Below are 23,392 nucleotides of genomic sequence, written 5' to 3' on the forward strand. Positions count from 1 at the left end.
TTATTGGCGGGAAAGAGCTAAACTGAAGGCTGTTGTGATTTTCAAAACGTTTGCGTTGGTCGTTCTTAACCGCTGGCATAAAACTGCTGCAATATTCTTGAGAAGCTTAGTTCCGAGAACCGGGTCATTTTCAGTCAAATCGTTAAAGTCCATTTTTGACAATCGCGCAATAAGCGATTTTGACGTAGTTTTTACGGTAGCGGTTCTTACGCCGTCTTCTTCGATAAGACCTACTTCCCCGAAAAAAGTTTTACTGTTCGCATTCAGTCTTATTAAAGATTTTTCCCTGTTATCCACCTCCGAATGATCAATATCTAACGTCAGCGCTTGTGTAATTTCTACTTCTCCCTCCAAGAGCAGAAAAAGCGATGTTCCCACATCCCCTTCGGAGAATATAATTTCATCCTGATTATAGCTGCGCTCGACAAATTTATCGCATACTTCGCCAAGCTGGCTATCGCTTAAATCCTTAAATATTATAAATCCCTCTAACTTATTTTTATCAATCATAATTTAATCCTGTTTCACTCCGATGATGAGCGCCACGTCATTTTTTTCAATCGTCAGAGTTCTCGGCGGATTTATCTCTACCCGATGACCCTTCTCATCTTCAATATTTATTCCGGATTCCTCAAATTTTCTCGCTATAAATTTATCCAACGAACTTGCGTCCGCAGATAGTATATCAGATATTTGCACAGCTGCTCTTTCAGACGTAATGCCAATTAATATTCCCTCGCCTGATTCATTAAAATAATCTGATAAATCCCCGAAAGTTGTTCCTATTTTGTCAGACGGTATTTCAAACCGCTGAAGATTCATCCGAACATTGTAATCTAACAGCTCATTGAACGTCTGGGGAATTCCCGGATTTGCAATATGAGAGGCGAGAAGAAAGCCCGTGAATTCATCCTGAAGAACAATTTCGTCCACATTAGCGCGCCTTAGATGCGCTTTAGTCGCCGGATTGACAACATGGGCATACACGCGTATTTGAGGATTCATAGCCTTCAATGTGAGAGTAGCGAGAACAGTCCTCTCATCGGGTTCGCTTGTTGACAGTGTGCTGCTATCAGGAACGATAAGCACTGATTGAGCTTTCCTTACATTGGCAAGTTCCAGCACCGGCTCGCTTGTAAAATCGCCCCGAACATATTTTATTTCTACGCCTTTATATTTGGAAAGGATGGTATTTATTTCATCTTCGGCAAGCTCATTTACAAGTACGATGTTGAGTACCTTTTCATCGCTAAGCTTCATAAGCGATTCCAATACTGACTCAGAGTGATTATACCAACCGCACAATACTATATGATTTTCAAAATTTATTTGTTCCAATCCTTTATCCTCTCGAATTTTTCTCGCAACGTAGATGGAAGAAATAGTCGCCGTGAATATAGATACGAGGGCAACCCCTGAAAACATTATCACAGCTCCTATTAATCGTCCTCCAACCGTAACAGGTATTTTATCGCCATATCCGACTGTGGTCATCGTCACAAGAGCCCACCACGCCGCCTGAAATATCGTATCAAAGTGTTCGGCATTTTGTTCTCTTTCAAAGAAAAATACGACTACCGCGCCAATCGTCATCACCATAAAAATCACTACTAAGACCTTGAGCACCATGCCCTCGATCAAAATATTCATACCTGATTTTATCGTTTTAAACATAATAAGAGAACGATTCCAGCTCTATTAATTGATATTAAAAATATATGCCTTAATGTCAATCATTTTCAATAAGTATCAGCATCAATCACTTTTCGGCACTAATAGCGATACCAATTCTATATGCGGCGTATGCGGGAATAAGTCAAACGGCTGCAACTTGACTAATTTATAGCCTCTTTCGTCAAATAGCTTTACGTCCCGAGCGAATGACGCCGGATTACAGGAAACGTAAATCACCTTTTTAGGCTTTAAATTAGAAATCCGCTTCGGCATACTCGGATGAATACCGCTTCTTGGGGGATCAAGTATTATCACATCCGGCGTTCCATGAACTTTCCTTATATAATCCACATCCCTGAATAGCTCTCTCATATCGCCCGAAATGAAATTACAATTCAACACACCGTTGGATACGGCGTTCCTTCCGGCGCTATCCACCGCTTCCGGCAATAATTCAAATCCGGTAACTTTCTGAACCTGAGACGCAATACTGATGGAGATTGAGCCAACACCGCTGTAAAGATCGAAAACATTCATTTTTTCATTCAGCTCTGCAAAATCAATTATCTTTTGGTATAATAACTCCGCCGCTTTTGTGTTCGTCTGCAAGAATTCCTGAGGTCCGAGTTCAAGATGAACCGATCCGATTTTTTCATTGAATAAGCCCGAACCGTGCATTACGTTCACCTTTGTTCCGTAGGCTATTGATGCTACACTATCATTTATCACATTTACTACGGTAGTTATTTCAGGGCAATCTTTGATCAATTTCTTTACAATTTTATCAAGCTTCATCGGTTCGTCATATTTCGTTACAATGTTCACGAACAGGTCATCACTATTTGCCGCCTGTTTAATAATCAGGTATCGCAGGTTCCCGGAATGGTTTTTGTTGTCATACGGCTTGAATTTGTATTCCTGCGCCGATTTTTTAACGCTTGCTAAAATCTTATTGGAAACTTCGGATTGTAATCTACAATCATCGATGTCCAAGACTTTTTCATAATTCCCCGGAACGTGCAATCCAAGCGCAAAGTCTTTCGGCTTCTGCTCATCTTCGTCGGTAAGCCACCTTTTATTTGAGAAAGAAAATTCCATCTTGTTTCTGTAATAGAAAACGTCGGGAGCGGCAATTATCGGCTCAACATTTACTCCACGCACGCCACCTATATGCTGAAGCACTTCCCCCACCTGTCTCGATTTTTGTTCAAGCTGTTCGCTATAACTTAGATTTTGCAGCGAACATCCGCCGCAATATTTGAAGTGAGGACACTCAGGATCAACATAGTGTTTCGATTGTTCAATTACGCTGATAGGAATTGCCTCGGCAAATCCTTTTCGTTTCTTTATTATTTTCACCTTAAGAGTCTGTCCCGGCAGAGAATTACGAACAAAGAGCGCTAATCCGTCCACTTTCGTAAATCCTTTGCCGCCGAAGCCCAAGGAATCTATTTTTACTTCTATTTCGTCATTTTTTTTCAGTTTATTTCCCCTTTATCTGTTATTTAAATTAGTTCCTTTTTAAAGATGCTGCAAGATAAAAGAATGTTCGCCGGATTCGGACAATAGAAATAAGGGCAAGGTGTATTGCCTTGCCCTTATGAGTTTTACTCTGTTATAGTTTTTTTACTCTTTCACCTTGTTCCGGGCAAAAGCGAGAATCTGAACCTTGCTCCACGTTAGACTCAGGTCGTCAAAAAAGGTGTAAAACAGCGGAACCGCTATGAGAGTCAGAGCGGTTGACGACAGCAGCCCTCCTATCATTACTCTCCCGAGCGGAGCATACGGCATTCCGATAAGGCTCGCGTTTCCCACCGCCATCGGCAGCATTCCGAAAATGGTGGTAAACGCTGTCATCAATATCGGGCGGAAACGATGATGCCCTGCTTGCATAATAGCCTCCTGTCTCGAAAGCCCTTCTTTCCTGAGTCTGTTTATCATATCTATCAGGACTATGGCGTTATTTACGACGATGCCGATTAATATTATCAGCCCGATCATCGCCATAGTATCAAAAGCAGTTCCGGTTATGTAAAGCAGCCAGTACGCTCCGAAGAATGATAACGGAATCGAGACAATTACCGACAGCGGCAGAACGAATGATTCAAACAGTACGCCCATTAGAAGAAATACGAATGTTATAGCAAGAACAATAGCAAACATTTGTGCGTCATTCGATTCCTGAAGACGCTGAAACCGTTCACCCATCGCCCATGAATAGCCTCGGGGAAGAGTGAAGCCTGCCATTGCTTTCGTGACTTTCTCGTGGATACCTTTCTGATTCTCTTCAGTGGTAAATCCGTTAATCCTTACATTGGTTTTACCATCTGTCCGCTGAATTTCTCCCATTCCCTTTTTGATGGCAAAATCCGCGAGAGAAGCTAACGGAATTTCGGCGCCCGTTGGCGTAAGGAATGTCATATTCTTGAGCTGTTCGAGATTTTCCATATCTTCTTCGTTGTATTGAATACGAACATCTATCTCTCTTTCCGCTGATTGGAATTCGGGCAGCTCAATGCCTCTGAGAGCGTAGGAAATCTGTCCGGATATTACGCGCGGATTTATCCCGTATTTGGAAGCCTGATCTCTCTTAATAAATATCTGAATTTCTGATGCGCCCTGATCCCTGTCTGTTTCCACGCTGAGCAGTTCCGGTACATGACTTAGTCTTCTTTCCACTTCTTTAGCCAACTCAATAAGCGTATGTGTATCATCTCCTCGCAGGACAATTGATACGGATGATTCGTTACCCGAATTATCTCTCCACCTGTTTTTGATTTTCACACCCGGATATTTCGGTATATTTTCCTTCAGGTCAGCCATGATCTCTTCTCTGTTCATTATGCTGTCTTCCGCGATTCCAACTAAATCAGCAAAATTTTTCCACGCCACCTGCCACCATTGGGATTCCTTCGGCGGATTTAAAAATATCCTCACCACACCCCAATTATTTGAATATCTTGAATTTATTGTTTTAACATTAAACTTAACTTCATTTGCATAAACATAATGCTCTATCGTATCTACAAGGGTCTGTGCGTCTTCCATCGTATAATGCTCAGGCATATCTAAAATAAGCCGCACATCGTTTATATTACCGCCTGAATCGGAGTTTTTTACCTTACTCATCGGTATTGCCATACTTACCATTAAAATAAGCACTATAATCGCTGTGTCTTGCCTGTGACCAAGTGTCCATTTGAGAATCCTGTCATAAGCCGCTGTACCCTTTTCGATAAGCCCTGCCCGATGAGTTTTCTTCCGGGAAACAAGCCGAGTTGTAGCCAGCGGGATTATAACGAGAGCCACGAACAATGATGCGATTAGCGCTATCATCACAGGTAGTCCGATTCGAAACATATAAAAAGAAAAGCCCACATTATCGTTCATTAATATGAGCGGCAGAAACACTACCACAGTAGTGAGCGTAGCCATAGTTATAGCAAGCGAAACTTCGCTCGCTCCTTTAACGGATGATTCTTCGCGGCTCATCCCCTGATTTCTCAGTCTGTAAATATTTTCAACTATGACGATTGAGTTATCAACCACCAACCCCACACTCAGCATCAGCCCCATCATTGTGATAACATTTAACGTCCAGCCGATGAAATATAATGTTGTCAGCGTAATCAATAATGAGAGAGGAATCGCCAGATTGATAATTGCTGTCATTTTAAATCGGCGCAAAAAGAAAAAGAGCAGCATAAATGCGAAACCACCACCCCAGAGTCCTGCATTAACAAGATTTTTCACCGAATCAGTTATGAATCCCCCCTGATTGAAAAACACATTTATCTTCATTCCGCTCAATTCATCAATTTTCTCAAGCTCTTTGAGTTTTGCTATAATGGTTTCCGAAAGTTCGACTGTATTTGCCATCGATTCCTTATATACACCAATGCTTATAGCCTTTTGACCGTCAATTCGCTGAACCCATCGCCGTTGTCTCGGTTCATCATAGATAATGCTGGCGACATCTTTAAGATAGAGGTTTTCACCGGCTATCCTGATGTTTCTCACATCCTCAATATTCCGATATTTACCAACCGATCTTACATAAATTTTCTTGCTCCCGTCATAAACGTATCCGCTGGAAAGCGAGAAATTATCTTTTTGAAGATCTTGAATAAGCTGATAAGTGTTTATTTTATGCGCCTTCACCTTGTCCTGATCCACCAATATCTGAATGATTTTCTCCGATGCGCCCCACATTTCAACATTCGCCACCCCGTCAATTTGTTCTAACACTCTTTTGACATAAAAATCCACAGTGAAATACGGATCCGGGTCATCGTCAGAAATGGTCATCCCGAACCATACAACCGGATCATCGTTCTGTCTGAATTTTCTGACAAAAACATCTTCTATATCGTCGGGAAACTCAGACGCAAGGAGTCTGTCCATCCGTTCGCGAACGAGCATATAAGCCACATCCATATCAGTACCATTTGCGAATTCGAGCCATATCCAGCAACCGTTGGAATGGCTACTCGTACTAATTTCCCTGACACCGCTGACCGTTTGAAGAATATCCTCGGAAGGTCTGGCTATCTGATCTTCTACTTCTTTTGGATTTGTTTCGCGGTATGGCACCCAAATACCCAAAAACGGAGGAGTAAATCCTTCCGGCATCAGTTCAACCGGTATCCGAGTGTACGCGATAAATCCTACTACCAAAATAGCCATAAAAGTCATTAGTACGGTAACAGGTCTGTGCACTGAAAATCTGGGTAAAAAAGAATCCTTAATATTCACGAAAGTTCCTTTCTGGCGAGTTTCATAAAATTTAATCCTTCCTGTCAACTAAAGCATAGACAGTTGGAATTACCAATAGCGTTAACAGTGTCGAGCTAATTAATCCTGCAACAACCGTAATAGCCATAGGCGTCCTAATTTCAGCGCCTTCTCCGAATCCCAGCGCCATCGGCAGCAAACCAAGGACTGTGGTAGCGGTTGTCATTAAAATCGGGCGAAGCCTTACCGTGCCTGCCGTAACGATTGCCTCAATTTTTTCCATTCCGTTTGCGCGGAGATGGTTTATATAATCCACCAATACGATAGCGTTGTTTACCACAATGCCCGCTAACATTATCAGACCAAGAAATACCACCACGCTCAGCGGCACCGACAGCAGCCAAAGCACTCCCACCACCCCGATAAGAGCAAGCGGGATGGTGAACATTATAACGAACGGGTGAATAAGAGATTCAAACTGCGACGCCATAACAACGTACACAAGAAACAATGCAAGCGACAGCGCAAGAATTAGGCTGTTAATGGAAGTGTTCATCTCCTCCTTCTGACCGCTAAGCGCATAGCTGAATCCGTAAGGCCATCTAATTTCATCAAGCGCTTCAACAATATTATCCATTGCGCTTCCAAGATCAATCCCCGAAGTGTTGGCTGTTATCACTGCCACGCGCTGCTGCTCGACCCGCCTTATCTCGCTGGGTCCTTCCCCGATAGTTATCTTGGCTACAGCGTCAAGAAATATCGGAACATCCCCGCCGGGATTAACTACAACCCGCCGGAGAGCATCAATACTTCCCTTATCCTCGTCTTTCAATCGAACAAGAATGTCTATCCTCCTGTCCTTTTCTTTAAAGAACGTCGCTACTTCGCCTTTAATCTTGTTCCTGACGATACTTGCCACTTCAAATATTTTCAGCCCGTATTTTGCCAACAATTTCCTGTCATAGAAGATTTGAATCTCAGGATTCCCCGATTGTATATTGGATTTAACGTCTGTTAAGCCGGGAAGTTCACTCAGTCGTTTTTCTACCTCTAAAGATAATCGTTTGAGAGTGGAAAGGTCAAAACCCTGCACCTCCACTTCAACCGGTGTTTTGAAACTGAACAGCGCCGGTCGCGATATTTTTGTCACGATTCCCGGAATTTGCGAGAGTTCTCTTCTTATATCAGCAATGAGCGCTACTTCATATTCTTTTCTTATAAATTGAGAGTGCATTCGAACTGTCAGTTTGCCCGTATGTTCTCCTTCATCGCTTTTAAGGTTCGCAGACTTTTCCGCGCCGATAACCGTGGAGATTTCCTCAATCATATCCATTCCCCTGATCCGGTTCTCAACTTCCTTCATCTTCTTATCTGTTTCCTCAAGACGCGTGCCTACCGGCAGATAAACTTCCACTACGAATTCGCCCTGATGCACTTCCGGGATAAGTTCGCTGCCCAATGATGGAATGAGCAAGAACCAAACGATAGCAAGAAGAGCCGCAGAAGAGCCGATTACCATTCCTTTATTTTCGATAGACCATCTAATGGCTATGGGATACACCCGGTTAACCTGATCGAAACCTTTTTCAAATAGAAGAATCAGCGGTTTTGCCACAGGCATAAGTACTATGCCGGCGAATGCCCAAAGAAAAGTACCTATGAGAGTACCGAAATTCATCAACGCCACGCCGACTCGTCCCAACAAAGAACCGATTAGCCCTATGATGAAACGCAGTAAAAAATAAATAAATGCTACCGGCGCAGCAATGCCTAATAATGCTTGTCTGAGCCAGAACTGCCGGGCATTATCAGTATAACCTTCAGGTTTTCTGAATTTCTTCAAATATGCCGTAAACCCGTTCTCAATCAGCGCGGGAGCATCAAATACGAGCAATCCCTCCCATATCTTCCGGGTGAAGCGCAATTTGAAGATACCATCATATTTTGCCCAGCTGATTAGGTTAGGAAAGTAATCGTCCCATCTTTTTGTGACTAATGAAAGCAGTTTCAGAATTGGAGAGCCAACGGTTAAAATAATGACCAATATTATTTTTGTAGCCAGGAGAATAAGAGCAAACAGCAGAGACCCTGATTTAAACAGAAATTCGCCCACAAGCCTCAACGTATATAGCGAGTATTTAATTGCTCTGTTCTTTAAGGAACCGGAATAATCGGCAGATAATTCTTTTATCAGCTCTATAGATTTCAATTCCATAAAATTCATACTTTTAATATCGTTTAAAGTTACGCCTGATTTAGAGAGACTCAACTTCCTCGAGCTTAGCATAGGAATCAAAAACAGTGCGACTACCACCGATGCGAGTAATGAAAAGACAACCGTCAACGATAAATCGCCGAAAATTTGACCCGCAATTCCTTCCACAAACACCATTGGAAAGAATACTGCGATTGTGGTCAATGTGGATGCAAATACCGCCGCGCCGACTTCTTTTACTCCGCGAACAGCCGAATCCGTAAGGTTATCGCCCTCTTCACGACATCTGAATATACTTTCCAATACCACAATCGAATTGTCCACAAGCATACCTACACCTAAAGCCAACCCGCCTAATGACATTATGTTCAGGGAAACATCGAATATTTTCATCGGCGCAAACGTTGCCACAATCGAAAGAGGTATTGCCACGGCAATTATCATCGTGCTGACAACATTTCGGAGAAATACAAATAGCACTATCACAGCAAGAAACGCACCGATTATTGCAGTGTTCATAACTTCGTTAAGCGCATTTTCTATAAAGGTTGACTGGTCGCTTAGAGTGGTCATTTTCACTCCCTTAGGCAAATCATAAGAAAGGTAATTGGTCATCTTCGCCTTTATTATCGCAGGACTATCGCCACCACCTCTTCCACCCCTTCTCCCTCTTCCTCTTCTTCCTTTCTCTTCCTTTTTCTTCTCTTTTTTCTTTTTATCATCAGCAGACGCGACTGCCTTGCCCTCTTTCTTTTCTTTCTTCTCCTTTTTCTCAGCTTCCCTCATCTGCTTCACAAATGACAGCTGTGCGGGAGTGCCGAATATCTTATTTCGCACACTATTGGCTACCGCAACAATATTTGCATCCGCTTCTTTATATACCTCAATTTCTACACTCTCGTTTCCGCCTATTCTTGTAATCACTTCTCTGTCTTTATGCGTATCTTTTACTACGCCTAAATCTTTGATACGGACTTCGACATTATTAATCCTTGATACGACAAGGTTGGAAATCTCATCTATACTTCTGAACTCGTTGAGCGTCCGCACAAGATATTCCGTTTGACCTTCTTTAAGATTTCCTCCGGCAAGATTTATGTTTTCCTGTCCGATAAGGCGGTTTATATCTCTGATATTCAATCCTCTGATTGTAAGCTGGGACTCATCGAGTTCTACCCGTATCTCTCTTTCTAATCCGCCCTTAACCTTGACGGCCGCTACACCTTTGATAGTTTCGAGCTGGCGTTTTATCTCCTCTTCGGCGAATTTTCGCAGTTCGAATAAATCATCACCGCCTGATAGACCTAACCGCAATATCGGGTCGAGAGAAGGGTCGTATCGTAAAATGAGTGAGCGTTCTACTCCATTAGGAAACCGCACTTGATCAAGTTTTTCTCTTATATCCTGTGTGGCTACGTTCATATCCGTGTCCCACGTGAATTCTAAAACCACATCGGATACGCCGGCTCTCGAAATGCTTGTCAGGTTTACAAGATTTCCCACTACGCCCAATGCCTGTTCCGCAGGCCGCGAAATAGTGGTCTCTACTTCTTCAGGCGCAGCGCCAGGATATTCCGTCCGAACGGTCAGAGTCGGATAGGAAATATCCGGCATCAGATTCAGAGAAAGCTGCTGATAGGACACATAGCCGAAAACTATCACAGCCAAAGCTACCATTGTGATGGCAACAGGACGGTTAATTACAACATTAAACAGTGTGTCTAGCTTATCGCCGGTTGATTGCGACTCACTCAAAAACAGACTCCGATAAGATATTCAACTTTTAAGAAATTTTGCGTTTTTTGACTACTTTCACCTTTGTCTTGTCGCGCAAACCGTTTTGACCGACTATGATAACATTAGCCGTATCGCTGATACCTTCGATTATTTCAACCCGTGAGGCATCTTCAAACCCAACTTCCACCGGCAATTTATATGCTAAAGAATCTCTGACTACAAATACGAATCTTTTATTACCGTCATACACAATGGCATCTTTATTCAGGATTAGAGCGTTTTTATTCGTCATGGTAACAATAAAAGCGTTCACAAACATTCCCGGGCGAAGTCCTTCGTGGTCTAAATCAAGCCCGATAGTCACCTTAAAAGTACCTGTTGCAGGATTAACTACAGGTGAAATCCGTTTCACATACCCTTCAAATCGTTTATCCTCAAGATAATCTGACGTCAGATAAGTAAGTTGTCCTTTTTGAATGACAGACAGCTCCTTTTCGGGAACATGAACGGTTGCTATTATATTGTCGAGATTCACCATGGAAAACAAGTGAACGCTTGCCATCACTCTGTCCCCCTGCCGGACATTCCGCAGCGATACAACTCCATCAATAGGAGCTCTCACAGTAGTTCTGTCTAAATTGAGCTTAGCCTCCTGCCAGCTGATTCTCGCCTGCTCAAGGTTGAATTTAGCCTTGTCAAATACTTCTTTGCTTAACAATTCTTTGTCAAACTGCGCTTGGAGTCTTCGAAACTCATTTCGAAGGCTTTTCAGCTGTGTTCCTGCCTTTGCCTCAGCAAGACGATATTCTTCAGCGTCGAGTTCTAAAAGAGGATCGCCTTTTTTCAGTTCATCGCCCTCTTCCGCAAGAAGTTTCGCCACGATCCCGGTAAGATAAGGATATACATTTACGTATTGTTCTGTTTCAATAGTTGAACTCAGAAGAATGTATGAGGACATTTCACCCCGCCAAACCGCAATCGTCTCAACGGGGACCGAATCTAAATCGCTTTCTTTTTTCTTTTTGCTTTCGTCATCCGATGCTAATTCACTGCTGTCCACTTTTGTAGATTCCGCATCTGATTTTTCTTCGCCTTCCGCTTTTTGGTTACCGCATGCAATGAAGAACATAAGACTGATTAATAAAAAGATTGTTCCCGACAATTTAAACCTGTTATTCACTGTTTCCTCGCTCCATACTCAGCATATTTAAATGTAATAATTTGTATAGTAAGATACGCTTTGAAAGCATAATTGTTGCAACGATTTAACTTTATAATTATGAACACTCCAACCGCTTCTCTCCAAGTTCTCAAAGTTAACCCTAAAAACTTGAAATTCATTGAAAAAAAGATTAGTTTTCACAATAACAGCAAGATATTATTTAACTTAAGTTATCTTATAACGGTGCGCAGAATTGAAAAATAACGGCAAACGTCTCATTTATCAAGACCTTAATCCGCCGCCTGTCGATCAGGTAGGGGTTGAAGAAAGGGTGGCCAAGCTTAACAAAAGAAGCATAAAGAAAGAGTCGAAGATATCCGCCTTGAAATTGGCGTTAAGTATGATTGACCTCACTACTCTTGAGGGAAAAGACAGTATGGGTAAGGTAAGCCAGCTCTGTAATAAGGCGCTGCATCTTCATGATTCCTATCCCGGTTTGCCCAATGTAGCAGCGGTCTGCGTATATCCTCCGATGGTTCCGACAGCGGTAAAAATGCTCAAAGGTACAAACGTTAAAGTCGCATCTGTGGCAACTGCATTTCCAAGCGGTATGACATCCCTTACCGCTAAACTCAGTGAAGTTAAAAAGGTTGTAAAAATGGGGGCGGACGAAGTAGATATGGTCATTTCCCGTGGCGCTTTCTTACGGGGAGACTTTAACTATGTTTACGACGAAATTGCCGCCGTAAAAGAAGCTTGCGGGGATTCTCACCTAAAGGTCATTCTCGAAACCGGCGAGTTACAGACTCTGGATAACGTTCGCCTTGCCAGCGATATCGCTATGTCGGCGGGAGCTGATTTCATCAAAACTTCCACAGGCAAGATACAACCCGCAGCGACTCAGCCTGTAGCATTGGTTATGTTAGAGGCGATCAGAGATTTCTATTTCAAAACCGGTAAGAAGATCGGACTGAAACCCGCAGGAGGTATCAGCAACGCTAAAACAGCGATTCAATATCTCGTTCTGACGAAAGAAACACTCGGCTCGAAATGGCTTACGCCGGATTTATTCCGGTTTGGAGCCAGCTCTCTTGCTAACGATATCCTGATGCAGCTGATAAAGCAAGAAGTTGGCGTATATCAATCTGCCAATTATTTCTCAAAGGACTGATTATAATGGTTACAAAAGAAAAGTTGCTCGACTTTAATTCAGCATGGGAATATTCCCCTGCTCCGGAAAGTACGGATCATATTCATCTGAAAAAACAATATGAGTTGTTCATCAACGGAGAATTCGTCAAGCCGAAAAGCCGAAAATATTTTAATACAGAAAATCCGGCAAACGGAAAAGTCATCGCAAGGGTTGCCGAAGCCTCGAAAGCCGATGTGAATTTCGCCGTTAAATCCGCGCGAACCGCATATGATAAATACTGGTCAAAAATGCACGCAGCCGAAAGAGGGAAATACATATTCCGAATTGCGCGGATGATTCAGGAACGAGCGCGTGAATTTTCCGTGATTGAGGCGATGGACGGCGGAAAACCGATTCGCGAAGCGCGCGATATTGATATACCTCTCGTTTCAGCTCACTTCTTTTATTACGCAGGATGGGCGGATAAGCTCGAATACGCATTCCCCGGCAGAAAAGTACACTCGCTTGGAGTTGCGGGTCAGATAATTCCGTGGAACTTCCCATTGCTTATGGCGTCGTGGAAAATTGCTCCGGCGCTTGCCACGGGAAACACAGTCGTGCTGAAACCCGCCGAGACAACTCCCCTCACTGCCCTGAAATTGGCTGAAATTATTCAAGAAGCTGATCTGCCTCCCGGGGTTGTAAATATTATTCCCGGAGCGGCAGAAACGGGAAGAGCGATAGTAAACCACCCTGATATAGATAAAATCGCATTTACCGGCTCCACCGACGTCGGTAAATATATCCAAAAAGCATTAGCGGGAACAGGCAAGAAGTTTACTCTTGAACTGGGCGGAAAAGCGGCGAATATAATATTTGAGGAAGCCGCCATAGACCAGGCGGTTGAGGGAATAATTAACGCTATCTTTTTCAATCAGGGACACGTCTGTTGCGCCGGCTCAAGGTTGTTAGTTCAGGAAGGAATCGCCGATGAGGTTATCCGAAAGCTGAAAAACAGAATGGAAACTTTAATCATAGGTGACCCGCTCGACAAAAACACTGACATCGGAGCGATAAATTCTAAGGCGCAGCTTAAGAAAATAAACGAAATGGTGGCGTTCGGAGTTAAGGAGGGCGGGAATCTCTATCAGCCGTCTTGCTCGCTGCCGAAATCGGGATACTGGTTTAAGCCCACTCTGTTTACAGAGGTTTCCCAATCGCACCGAATAGTGAAGGAAGAGATTTTCGGACCGGTTTTAGCGATTCAGACATTCCGCACCGTAGATGAGGCTATTGAAAAAGCGAATAATACTCCTTACGGACTTTCAGGCGGAGTTTGGACAGACAAAGGCTCAAAGATATTTAAGGTGACAAAACAGATTAATGCCGGAGTTATCTGGGCGAACACTTTTAATAAATTTGACCCGGCTTCCCCATTTGGCGGTTATAAAGAAAGTGGCATGGGCAGAGAAGGCGGTCTTCACGGTCTCCTGCCGTACGTGGAGCTGTCATAATGAGAAAAAGATTGGGAGTGCTCAAAACTTATAAGATATACATCGGCGGGAAATTCCCGCGCACCGAATCAGGCAGATTTTATGAACTGACAGGCAATAACGGTGATCCTATCGCCAACATCTGCCGATCATCCCGAAAAGATTTTCGGAATTCCGTCGTCGCAGCCAGAAAAGCATTTGCCGGTTGGGCAGATCGCACCGCATATAACCGAGCTCAGATATTATATCGTATTGCTGAAATGCTTGAAGGACGGCGTGAACAGTTCATTTCAGAACTTCGGCTTCAAGGCGATTCTGTTAGAAAAGCTGAATCAGAAGTTAACGGCTCAATAGACAGGCTTATTTATTTTGCCGGTTGGGCGGATAAATATGTGCAGGTTTTCAGCAGCGTAAATCCTGTCTCTTCTTCACATTTTAACTTTTCAGTGCCTGAACCGACAGGCGTAGTGACGGTTATGGCGCCGGAAGAGAGTGGACTTTTGGGACTAATCTCTGCAATGGCTCCGGTTATCGCAGGTGGAAATACATGTGTAATCCTTGCGTCTCACTCAAAACCGCTTTGCTCTATTTCGTTGGCGGAAGTATTGCATTCTTCAGATCTGCCGGGCGGCGTGGTAAACATTTTAACGGGAATACGTTCCGAATTGATTGATAATTTTTCTACGCATATGGATGTTAACGCTGTTATCTATTGCGGGGACGAGCCAAGTGAAATCAAGAAGGTCCAAGAAAATGCTTCCATAAACGTTAAACGTGCTCACATTATTAAGAGTGGCAGATTGAACGGAGTGAATACTCAAGACCCATATCAGATTATGGCCACTCAGGAAATAAAAACCACCTGGCATCCTGTCGGCAATTAAGCTCCGGCTCCGCGGATTATATTTTCAGCCTCGTCTGCTAATCTCCCCGCGCCGGCTGCATCTTTTGCTTCAGTGTAAATCCGCATGATAGGCTCTGTGTTTGACTTACGAACGTGAATCCAACCTTCGGGCTTTTCTACTTTCACCCCGTCACGAAGATCAATTTTCTCTCCCGAATAATAATCGGTGAGATTTTTCAAAGCGCTGTCCGCTGATATATCTCCAAGATTCACTTTCCCCTTATGCATAACGTATTGAGGCATCTTGGCATATAATTCCGAGAGCGAGTCCTGATGTTGCGCCATAAATTGCAGCGTAAGCGCTGCTGCCACAATTGCATCACGTCCGAAATGCAGTTCAGGAAGAATAACGCCGCCGTTACCCTCTCCGCCGATTACCGCACCAACTTCTTTCATCCCGTTAACTACGTTAATCTCGCCGATCATAGTTCGTGAAAGTTCGGCTTTATATTTTGAAGCAATGTCATCTAACGCTCTGGTAGTTGAGAGATTTGTGACGATCTTTTCTCCTTCGTGAAGACTTGAGAGAACCACCTCGGCTGCGATGACGATTGTATATTCCTCCGAAATATACTTTCCTCCGTTTGCCACAATGGCAAGCCGGTCACCGTCAGGATCCACCGCAAAACCAACGTCCGCACCGCTTTCCCCGGTCAGTTCGATGAGTTCGGTCAGATTTTTTTCTAACGGCTCAGGATTGTGCGGAAATTCAACATCCGGATCGCAATGAATAGGTGTCATTTCACATCCAAGAGACCGTAAAAGTTCCGGCAGGAGTTTCGATGCCGCGCCGTTGACGCAGTCAATCGCCACCTTGAAATTTCTCTTTCGAATTTTATCTTTGTCTAAGTGCGACATAGACAGGACGAGATTTAGATGATCTTCATCAGAATTTTCATAGGTCTCAATCTCGTGCTGCCGCTCTCCATCATCACCAATAGCATTTGAATTTAAATTATTTTGTAATTTTTCAAACTCTTCCTTGCCGATAAATGTTCCATCCGAACTTAAGAATTTCAACCCGTTCCATTCTGCGCTGTTATGGCTCGCTGTGATTATTATCCCCCCATCCGCTTTTAGCTTTTCTACGGCAATTTGCGTGGTTGGCGTAGTTGCAATTCCGAGCCGAATGGGCTTACAGCCTGCGGAAATCAATGACTTTATGACCAGCGATTCTATTTCCGGGCCTGAACTTCTTGTGTCCATGCCGACTACGATTTTGTGCCCGATTATAAAGCCGAATGCTTTAGTGTATGAGGTTATAACTTCCGGAGTAAGTCCATCACCGTATATTCCTCTCAATCCCGATAGTGAAGCGATTAGAAGAGTCAAATTATTCGTCGGTTTAAATTATAATCCGGAACGGTGGAATTACGAAAATAGAATCTGAGATGCCGTCGCAAAAGATTTATGCGAACAGGCTGGGTAATTCCTCTTAAAAAGAGGGGCTTATCTATATGGTCTATACCCGAAAGTTGATTTACGCGCTCTTTTCTCAGCTTTGGCCTTTTTCATTCTTTTTTGTTGGCTGGGCTTAATGTAATAAGAGTTTTTCTTTACGTCTTTTAAAATTCCTGCTTTTTCGTATTTCTTTTTAAATCTTCTTAACGCTTTCTCAAGCGGTTCGTCTTTTCTTACTAATACTTGTACCATATGTAGTTTTATTCTCTCCTTTTTTATTAACCGAGATATAATCTCAGTTTTCTGCTTCGTGATTTATGTCTTAAGCGCCGGATAGCCTTTTCCTTTATCTGGCGTACCCGCTCGCGCGTGAGATGGAATACTTCCCCAATTTCGTTCAGCGTCAACGAGTACTCTCTTTCTATCCCATAGTACATCCTGATTATTTCTTTCTCTCTCTCTTTCAATGTTTCAAGGGCGGCTGAAATTTCATTTTTCAGCGACTCTGACATCAGGTCGGAGTCAGGAGGCGCTTGCCCTTCATCTTCGACAACGTCAATAAGCGAGTTTTGCTCGCCGTTCCTAAAAGGATCATTTAAAGAATGATGTCGTTTTGATATCCTAAGCGAATCGGAAACTTCTTCCGGTTTCATCTCAAGTTTCTCGGCAATCTCAACTTCATTCGGCGACCTCTGGAAACCTTGCTCAAGCTCTTCCGCTGCCCTGGAAATTTTGCTGATAGTTCCTACCCTATTAAGCGGAAGCCTTACAACTCGGGAATGTTCCGCCAATGCTTGCAATATGGATTGTCTAATCCACCACACAGCATATGAGATAAACTTGAACCCGCGCGTTTCATCAAATCGGGTTGCCGCTTTTATAAGACCTAAATTGCCCTCGTTGATCAGGTCTGTCAACGGAAGCCCCTGTCCTTGATAATCTTTTGCAACGCTGACAACAAACCGTAGATTCGCTTCTGTCAGTTTTTTAAGCGCTGTATGCTCGCCTTTTTTCACACGTTTAGCCAGTGCAACTTCATCTGCTGGTTTTAACGGCTCATACTTACCAATCTCTTCTAAATATTTAGAAAGAGAGCGATTGGAATCCATTCCCATTCTCATAGGTCTATTTGCCATAACGCTATGCCTAAAGGTTTAATTTTTTTAGTCACACTGTTTTCTCATTGACCCGGGAACATCCCGGCAATTTCTCTGTCATATAGTTAAATCGGGTCAAAATCAAAAAACTTTGACCGGATATACAATTATTCTCGCCTTTTCCTGATTTATTATCCATTTCAGCGTTAAAATATATCTGTTACCCGCAATTTTGTCAAGCACTAATAGGGTTTCAAGGGATATAATATCCAATTTGAATGTATTGTATTTACAATCATATCATTGATCAAGAAAATCGTATTTGTACACTTCACTTAATTTTCCCACCCGGAATATTTTAGCGATTGGCTTCTCAGCATAAAGATTTTCAACAACAGTGTGATATTGCGGATGCTCAAATGTAATTGTGTATTCACTGAAGTTTATAACCGGAAATTTTACAGGATTGCCCGGCTTCAGCTTCAAAGTTTCTTTATCTATCACAAAAGGATTGACGCTTTTCAACGCTATCGCACGCAACGTATCGCTGACAATATAACTTTTTAACAGAGAATCTGAAGAAACTATCGAACTCGTCGCTCGAAGAGTAAATGTGGCGCCGTTTATGGTAAGCCCTGTTTCATAGTCCTCCGCTGTAAATGAGAAAGTGGTTAATCTGCTGTTTACCACATCATTCGCCATCCGTTTCAGCGCGGACGCCAGGCTGTACAGTGTAATGGGAGAGCTTGCAAGCTCTTCAGTCTCCCCTTTTACAAATACGGGAATGTCCAATGTGATAGTTCTTGCATCCTTTATATACGAAAATCCGCTTGTAGTCAAACTACTTTGGGCCGGATTCGGAAATACTTCAGCATATATAAAAGGCTGATTTATCCAATACAGATTCACTTTAAACTTTCCGTCAACGCCTGTAATACCTTCGGTTGACGTAATATTCTCATAATCTTTCGATGCTGCTTCCAAAACGGCGCCGTTTACATACTTGCCCTTCGAGTCAACCAACACACCTTCTACAGAGGCAATATAATTTGCTGATTTTGAATATTCCTCCTTGTCGAATGTGATGGAAGAGTTTTCCAACAGTAATGTTGCTGAACCGCAAGCGCCGGAAATGAATCCAACAATAACAATAACTGTCAAACCGATAAATTTATTTTTAAAAGTTCTGCTCCTACTTTGCATAAACATTCTCCCGTAATAGCGCTTTATTTCCGATATATATACCGATGACTGCGATAATCAGACTGAACACAAAAAATATGGTCATAATGATAACCCCCTTCCCCGCGTCATAGGGGAGATTGTTGATTTTAAAATTATAAGTATCCAAAACAGCCGCCGACAACAATGAACTTCCTGCTACTAAATAAAACATAGTAATTAAAAAAGCAACAGTTGCTCCCCTCGATGAGGCAATCCTGATGGCGCTGTTCTCTCTTAAATCAGCAAACCATGCGCCTGTGCTCAAAGACAGAACAGTTATCACAACACTGCTAATTGCCGTGAATGCAATCGTCATAAGATAAAGCGACTTCCCCGGATTGAGCGCTGAAGAAGTAAATCCAATCAAAGGCAATCCGATAATCAGTAAGATCAATGACGCTGATATACCCTTGTATCTCAATATGTACTTCATAGTCAGCGGAGCCGATCTAATAAGCCAGAATGCGTTGCCCTCCTGACTCATAAGCGGGAAAATAAATCTCACCGCTAAAGATACAAGGAAAAATCCACTGAAAATAAAATTCGCAATATACAGGAGAGTCATCCGAAATGGATCGGATATATATAATGAAAGCCCGCTGATGTTAGCGATGTAGATAAATAATAGTACCATAAAAATAATCATATGCACCCATTGGCTCGGTTCTCTAACAAAGAGCAGAAAGTCTCGTTTTATCAGAGCCTCAGTCTTTTTACTTAGAGGTAATCTCAATGTTTGAAACGCCTTTGAAAATCTGTTGTATTGAGATCGTTTAACAAACCATTCTTTCCCACGAGTATTAAGCCACGTCTGATAATAGGCTCTTCCCGAAATTATATATAGAACGCTTATTAAACTCAAACAGGTAAATATCATAAGGCCGATATGCGGAAGAGCGTTATCATAATCTTCCTCCACTATCGAAAAAAGAGCTCGTGCTGCCCATGTGCTCGGTACAAACGCCACTTCATTGAAACCTCCGCTTGCAATGGCCGGATGCTCTTCAAAATTCGGGTAGTATTGAATGATTTCCTTTACCTGGTCCACAGGATGAACAGATTGTAAATAGGAACCTGAGCCCCCCAACGTAAGCAAAAGCATTGCTGTTATAACAATTTTAGAGGGAAGAAGTGTGGACAGCCTTACAACTAAAAAGAGCAGAATTGTACCCATAGCAGCTGCCGCAAAAATAAATGGCAGCGCGATACCGAATATGATCAACAGATATTCATTTATACTCAGATTAAAAAAAGTACCATAAGCTATCAACGCTGCTCCGCCTAACAGAAACATAGGAGTTGAACTTCTGAAAAAATTTTCACTGAATTTGTAAAGGAAAATATTTTCCGGCTTCAACGGAAAATTGAAAAGATATTCAACTTCATCAGACCTAAAAAAAGCTGAAAATGCTGTTACCGAACTTCCTAAAGCCGTCATAACGAATAGAGCAAAAAGCGCGGTGGCGAGCAGACTGTGCAAAAATACAACCGGCAGATGAACCTCATTTATTAGAAACGCAAGTGTGATGTTTATTCCTTTGTAAGCGCCATACCCGAACAGTGCAAATACGGAAGTAGTGGCTATTTCCATGAATAAAGTACCTTTAGTGAGCCCCTTACCGTATCGCAGCAAAGAAATTAATTTTATCTTTAAAAATTCAGTCAACTTTCATCCCTTCACGGGGACTGACATCATTATGATTTTTTTTCGTTGCTGTAAGATTCAGGAAAAGTGTTTCAAGATTATCACCTTCATCTTTCGCGAATTTTTTGAGTTCCTCATTCGTTCCTTCCGCAATGATTTTTCCCTCATTCAGTATGCCGATTTTATCGCATAATTCTTCAGCGATGTGAAGACTGTGAGTTGAAAGAAATACCGTAGTGCCTGTAGATACTTTTTCCCGGAGAAAAGTTTTTAGATTTATAATATTTTTGGGATCAAGTCCTACCATCGGTTCATCTATCACAAAAATTTTCGGGTCATGAATAAATCCCGAGGCGATGAGCAGCTTCTGCTTCATACCCTGAGAATACTCTTCAGCTCGTTTGTTTCGCCATGGAGTAATCTCGAATATATCGAATAAAATCTTTGAGTTAGCTTTTATCTGACTCCTGCTGAGTCCGTAGATACCGCCAATAAAGTTCATAAGTTCATCGGCTGTTAATTTATCGTAAAGAAAAGGCTTATCCGGCACATAACCGAATAAACGTTTCGCTTTCATCGGTTCCGAATGAATATCAATATCGTTGATATAGACTTTTCCTGAAGTAGGTTTCAGAAGTCCTGCCAGCATCTTAATAGTTGTGGTTTTACCGGCTCCGTTCGGTCCGATATAACCGAACAATGTGCCTGTTGGAATCTCAAGGTTCAGGTTATCTATTGCGACAAAATCACCGAAAGATTTTGTAACTGAGTCAAACTTGATCATTTGATACCTAAAAGAATATTATAGATATTCTACAACCGGACGTTTTTACTTAGCTCGAATTTTTTTCATGTCCTCGTCGAACTTTTCTTTCTCTTTCCTGAGGATTTCATCTAATTCAAACTTTCTACGTTCTATTCTTTCGGTAATGGAAGGCACTAAATTCACCCTGATTATTATTATAAGCTCTTCTTCTTTTGTCTCGGATGAGGAAAATCCGGTCAAAAATCGAAGTCCGAAGAACCACCAGGGGAGGTCTTTTAGGATTGGAATACCTTTTCTTACGGATGTAGCTTCATCAGTAAATAGTCCTGCGATCGCTGTTTGCTCGCCATCAAGAAGTATTACTTCAGTCTTTGCTAATTGCTTATCAATTCGTGTGCTCACTGGATCAGGAAAGGCCGAGCTTTTCTCTGCGGTTATGTCAAGATGAATAAAATCTATGTCTCTGTCAGATATAATCGTGGGAGTCACCGTTAAAATCGTTCCGACCTCAAAAAATTTATCTGTAGTGTTACCGGCAAAATCTCTCTGCTTAATTGAAAAACTTTGTCCGACTTGAATAACGCCTGTTGCTCCGTCAAGCACGGTAATGGATGGTTTGGAAATTATTTTTCCTATGTTAAGCGCCTCAAATGCGCTTAAAAGTGCAAGAGTGGTGATAGTAGAAGTACCCGATTCGGCCGTGTAATCAATGGAAGCGCTTAAGAACTCCTGTGTTACACTTGAACCGGCGATTGAACTGATATCAAAATTGACATTGCCCCTTGAAAAGATAGACCAGTCAATACCTGCTTCCGCTATACTTCCTCTTGTCGCTTGAAAGAATATTGCAGAAATCTCCACTTGCCGGGAATCTATAGTCAGTTCCCCTTCTATCGGACCTATGGGGCCTGTTGGCAATGATATTCCTGAGCCTGAAGGACGAATTTCATAATACGTTGCCCTTTCCACGAATTCTAATCCGTTCGCTCTAAGTATTGCCTCAAGAGCGTTTTTCCAGTATATGGGTTGAATCAATATATTTATGGGACCCCGTTGATTCGTGGGATCAATAATTACTTTTCCTTCAACATCTCTTGATATCCTGCTTAATATCTGAATTGCCTGATCAAAAGTAGTCGTCGGAGGAAACGCAACAATTTCATCTTCGCTCCCTGTACCCTGAAACGGAGTGCCAATTCGTTGAGCAAAAATGTCTCCAACATTTATTAGCAAAACCAGAGTAATAATCAGCGCGGAAATAGAAAAAAGATTTACAGCAGCTAAGTTCACCACTCTGATTTTTCCCAATATCATTTTAATCTCTCTCATTTAAAGTTCAATTTTCGAGTTTCAAGACAACTCGGTCGAAAATTCCACCCCTGTTCATTGCAAATACTACTTCACTTTTCTTTAGGTTTATTTTTTCAACAAGTCCAAGGTAAACTTTATCGCCGACTCTTATCGTCAACATATTTCCCCTTTGATCCTGAATATACGCTAAACCCTTTAAAATGGCTATTACCTTTGCCCTCTCCACCACAAGAAGATTTTCTCTGTTCGGAGGAAGAATATTCAAAACGAAAGGCTTGAACGGATCGAACCGGGTACCGAATTTAACGTTACTGAGTATGAATGGATCGTCATCTTTAATTAATTCTGCTTTGTCACCGGATACGAACATGCCCTTAAAATTTAGGGTTATGTTAACTTCGTTTTTTGCATCTTGACCACCTGCAGTGCGGTTAAGTCGTAGTGACTCTATTTTATACATTGGTTTGCTGTTTTCCAATAACTGGATAAATCTGTTAATATTCCTGTAGTTACCGCTTCCCTTTAATTGATAATTTGCAAAAATAACATCGCCGCTGCGGGTGACACCGGATAATTTAAATTCATAATTAAATGCGGCTCTACGGTTCGAAATCGTTTCAAGATACCTGTATGTCTCATGGACGCTATTTTCAGGAAGAAGTGTTTTTGGATAATATTCCCACCTCCTCAAAGTCTGATTCAGCTTATCCAGCATGTAGTCATAATCCGCTAAAATGATCTCTAATTCCATGAGACGTTTTTCTTTCTTTCCCAGGTCAATGTCAAGTCGTTCGAGCGATTCCCCATAGGTAAAATTCAGCCAACCCCAGCCCAATCCGCCTAACACGAGCAATACAGCCGCAAGAACTAAGGTATTTCTTAATGCATAAGACACTG

17 protein-coding genes are annotated in these 23,392 nt (G+C 42.3%); 3 read left to right on the top strand and 14 right to left on the bottom strand.

The window, feature by feature from the left end:
* The 6 genes from IIB39_03840 to IIB39_03865 form a co-directional block, all read right to left on the bottom strand.
* On the bottom strand, positions 1–510 hold the full coding sequence (locus IIB39_03840) for a cyclic nucleotide-binding domain-containing protein (GenBank protein ID MCH8927829.1): 510 nt from the start codon (positions 508–510) through the stop codon (positions 1–3).
* 3 nt (positions 511–513) lie between these two features.
* A complete protein-coding gene (locus IIB39_03845) occupies positions 514–1,674 on the bottom strand; it encodes a potassium channel protein (protein ID MCH8927830.1) in 1,161 nt (386 codons plus the stop codon).
* An 81-nt stretch (positions 1,675–1,755) separates the two neighbouring features.
* Entirely contained in the window at positions 1,756–3,117 is a 1,362-nt protein-coding gene (rlmD, locus tag IIB39_03850; GenBank protein MCH8927831.1) for a 23S rRNA (uracil(1939)-C(5))-methyltransferase RlmD, read from the bottom strand.
* Between the two features lie 183 nt (positions 3,118–3,300).
* Entirely contained in the window at positions 3,301–6,429 is a 3,129-nt protein-coding gene (locus IIB39_03855; protein MCH8927832.1) for an efflux RND transporter permease subunit, read from the bottom strand.
* A 31-nt stretch (positions 6,430–6,460) separates the two neighbouring features.
* On the bottom strand, positions 6,461–10,378 hold the full coding sequence (locus IIB39_03860; GenBank protein MCH8927833.1) for an efflux RND transporter permease subunit: 3,918 nt from the start codon (positions 10,376–10,378) through the stop codon (positions 6,461–6,463).
* Between the two features lie 28 nt (positions 10,379–10,406).
* Positions 10,407–11,540, bottom strand: a complete 1,134-nt coding sequence (locus IIB39_03865) for an efflux RND transporter periplasmic adaptor subunit (protein MCH8927834.1) — start codon at positions 11,538–11,540, stop codon at positions 10,407–10,409.
* 235 nt (positions 11,541–11,775) lie between these two features.
* Here IIB39_03865 and deoC point away from each other — a divergent pair, with 235 nt between their 5' ends.
* From deoC to IIB39_03880, 3 genes are read left to right on the top strand one after another with little or no spacing between them, the layout of a single operon-like run.
* Positions 11,776–12,693 (top strand): deoxyribose-phosphate aldolase, encoded by a 918-nt coding sequence (gene deoC, locus IIB39_03870; GenBank protein MCH8927835.1) that lies wholly within the window; start codon positions 11,776–11,778, stop codon positions 12,691–12,693.
* A gap of 5 nt (positions 12,694–12,698) precedes the next feature.
* On the top strand, positions 12,699–14,168 hold the full coding sequence (locus tag IIB39_03875) for an aldehyde dehydrogenase family protein (protein ID MCH8927836.1): 1,470 nt from the start codon (positions 12,699–12,701) through the stop codon (positions 14,166–14,168).
* Positions 14,168–15,031 (top strand): aldehyde dehydrogenase family protein, encoded by an 864-nt coding sequence (locus IIB39_03880; protein MCH8927837.1) that lies wholly within the window; start codon positions 14,168–14,170, stop codon positions 15,029–15,031. Before IIB39_03875 ends, IIB39_03880 begins: the two co-directional genes overlap by 1 nt.
* Here IIB39_03880 and glmM read toward each other — a convergent pair.
* From glmM to IIB39_03920, 8 genes are all read right to left on the bottom strand, one after another.
* Entirely contained in the window at positions 15,028–16,383 is a 1,356-nt protein-coding gene (glmM, locus tag IIB39_03885; GenBank protein ID MCH8927838.1) for a phosphoglucosamine mutase, read from the bottom strand. The two genes, IIB39_03880 and glmM, sit on opposite strands and share 4 nt — an antisense overlap.
* Before the next feature lie 117 nt (positions 16,384–16,500).
* Complete coding sequence (gene rpsU, locus IIB39_03890; GenBank protein ID MCH8927839.1) at positions 16,501–16,704, bottom strand: 30S ribosomal protein S21; 204 nt, start codon at positions 16,702–16,704, stop codon at positions 16,501–16,503.
* 26 nt (positions 16,705–16,730) lie between these two features.
* Positions 16,731–17,573: a sigma-70 family RNA polymerase sigma factor gene (locus IIB39_03895; GenBank protein ID MCH8927840.1), complete on the bottom strand. Its 843-nt coding sequence runs from the start codon at positions 17,571–17,573 to the stop codon at positions 16,731–16,733.
* A 276-nt stretch (positions 17,574–17,849) separates the two neighbouring features.
* The gene (locus IIB39_03900) at positions 17,850–18,752 is read right to left on the bottom strand and encodes a hypothetical protein (GenBank protein MCH8927841.1); all 903 of its coding nucleotides are present in this window, start codon (positions 18,750–18,752) and stop codon (positions 17,850–17,852) included.
* Entirely contained in the window at positions 18,742–20,439 is a 1,698-nt protein-coding gene (locus IIB39_03905) for a hypothetical protein (GenBank protein MCH8927842.1), read from the bottom strand. The genes IIB39_03900 and IIB39_03905 overlap by 11 nt, the downstream gene beginning before the upstream one ends.
* On the bottom strand, positions 20,432–21,202 hold the full coding sequence (locus IIB39_03910; protein MCH8927843.1) for an ABC transporter ATP-binding protein: 771 nt from the start codon (positions 21,200–21,202) through the stop codon (positions 20,432–20,434). Before IIB39_03910 ends, IIB39_03905 begins: the two co-directional genes overlap by 8 nt.
* 45 nt (positions 21,203–21,247) lie before the next feature.
* Positions 21,248–22,513 (bottom strand): hypothetical protein, encoded by a 1,266-nt coding sequence (locus tag IIB39_03915; GenBank protein ID MCH8927844.1) that lies wholly within the window; start codon positions 22,511–22,513, stop codon positions 21,248–21,250.
* A 7-nt stretch (positions 22,514–22,520) separates the two neighbouring features.
* Positions 22,521–23,390, bottom strand: coding sequence for a hypothetical protein (locus IIB39_03920; GenBank protein ID MCH8927845.1), 870 nt, complete (start codon positions 23,388–23,390; stop codon positions 22,521–22,523).
* Positions 23,391–23,392: the final 2 nt, after the last annotated feature.

Source organism: Candidatus Neomarinimicrobiota bacterium (assembly GCA_022573815.1).
GTDB lineage: Bacteria > Fidelibacterota > SORT01 > SORT01 > SORT01 > JACZTG01.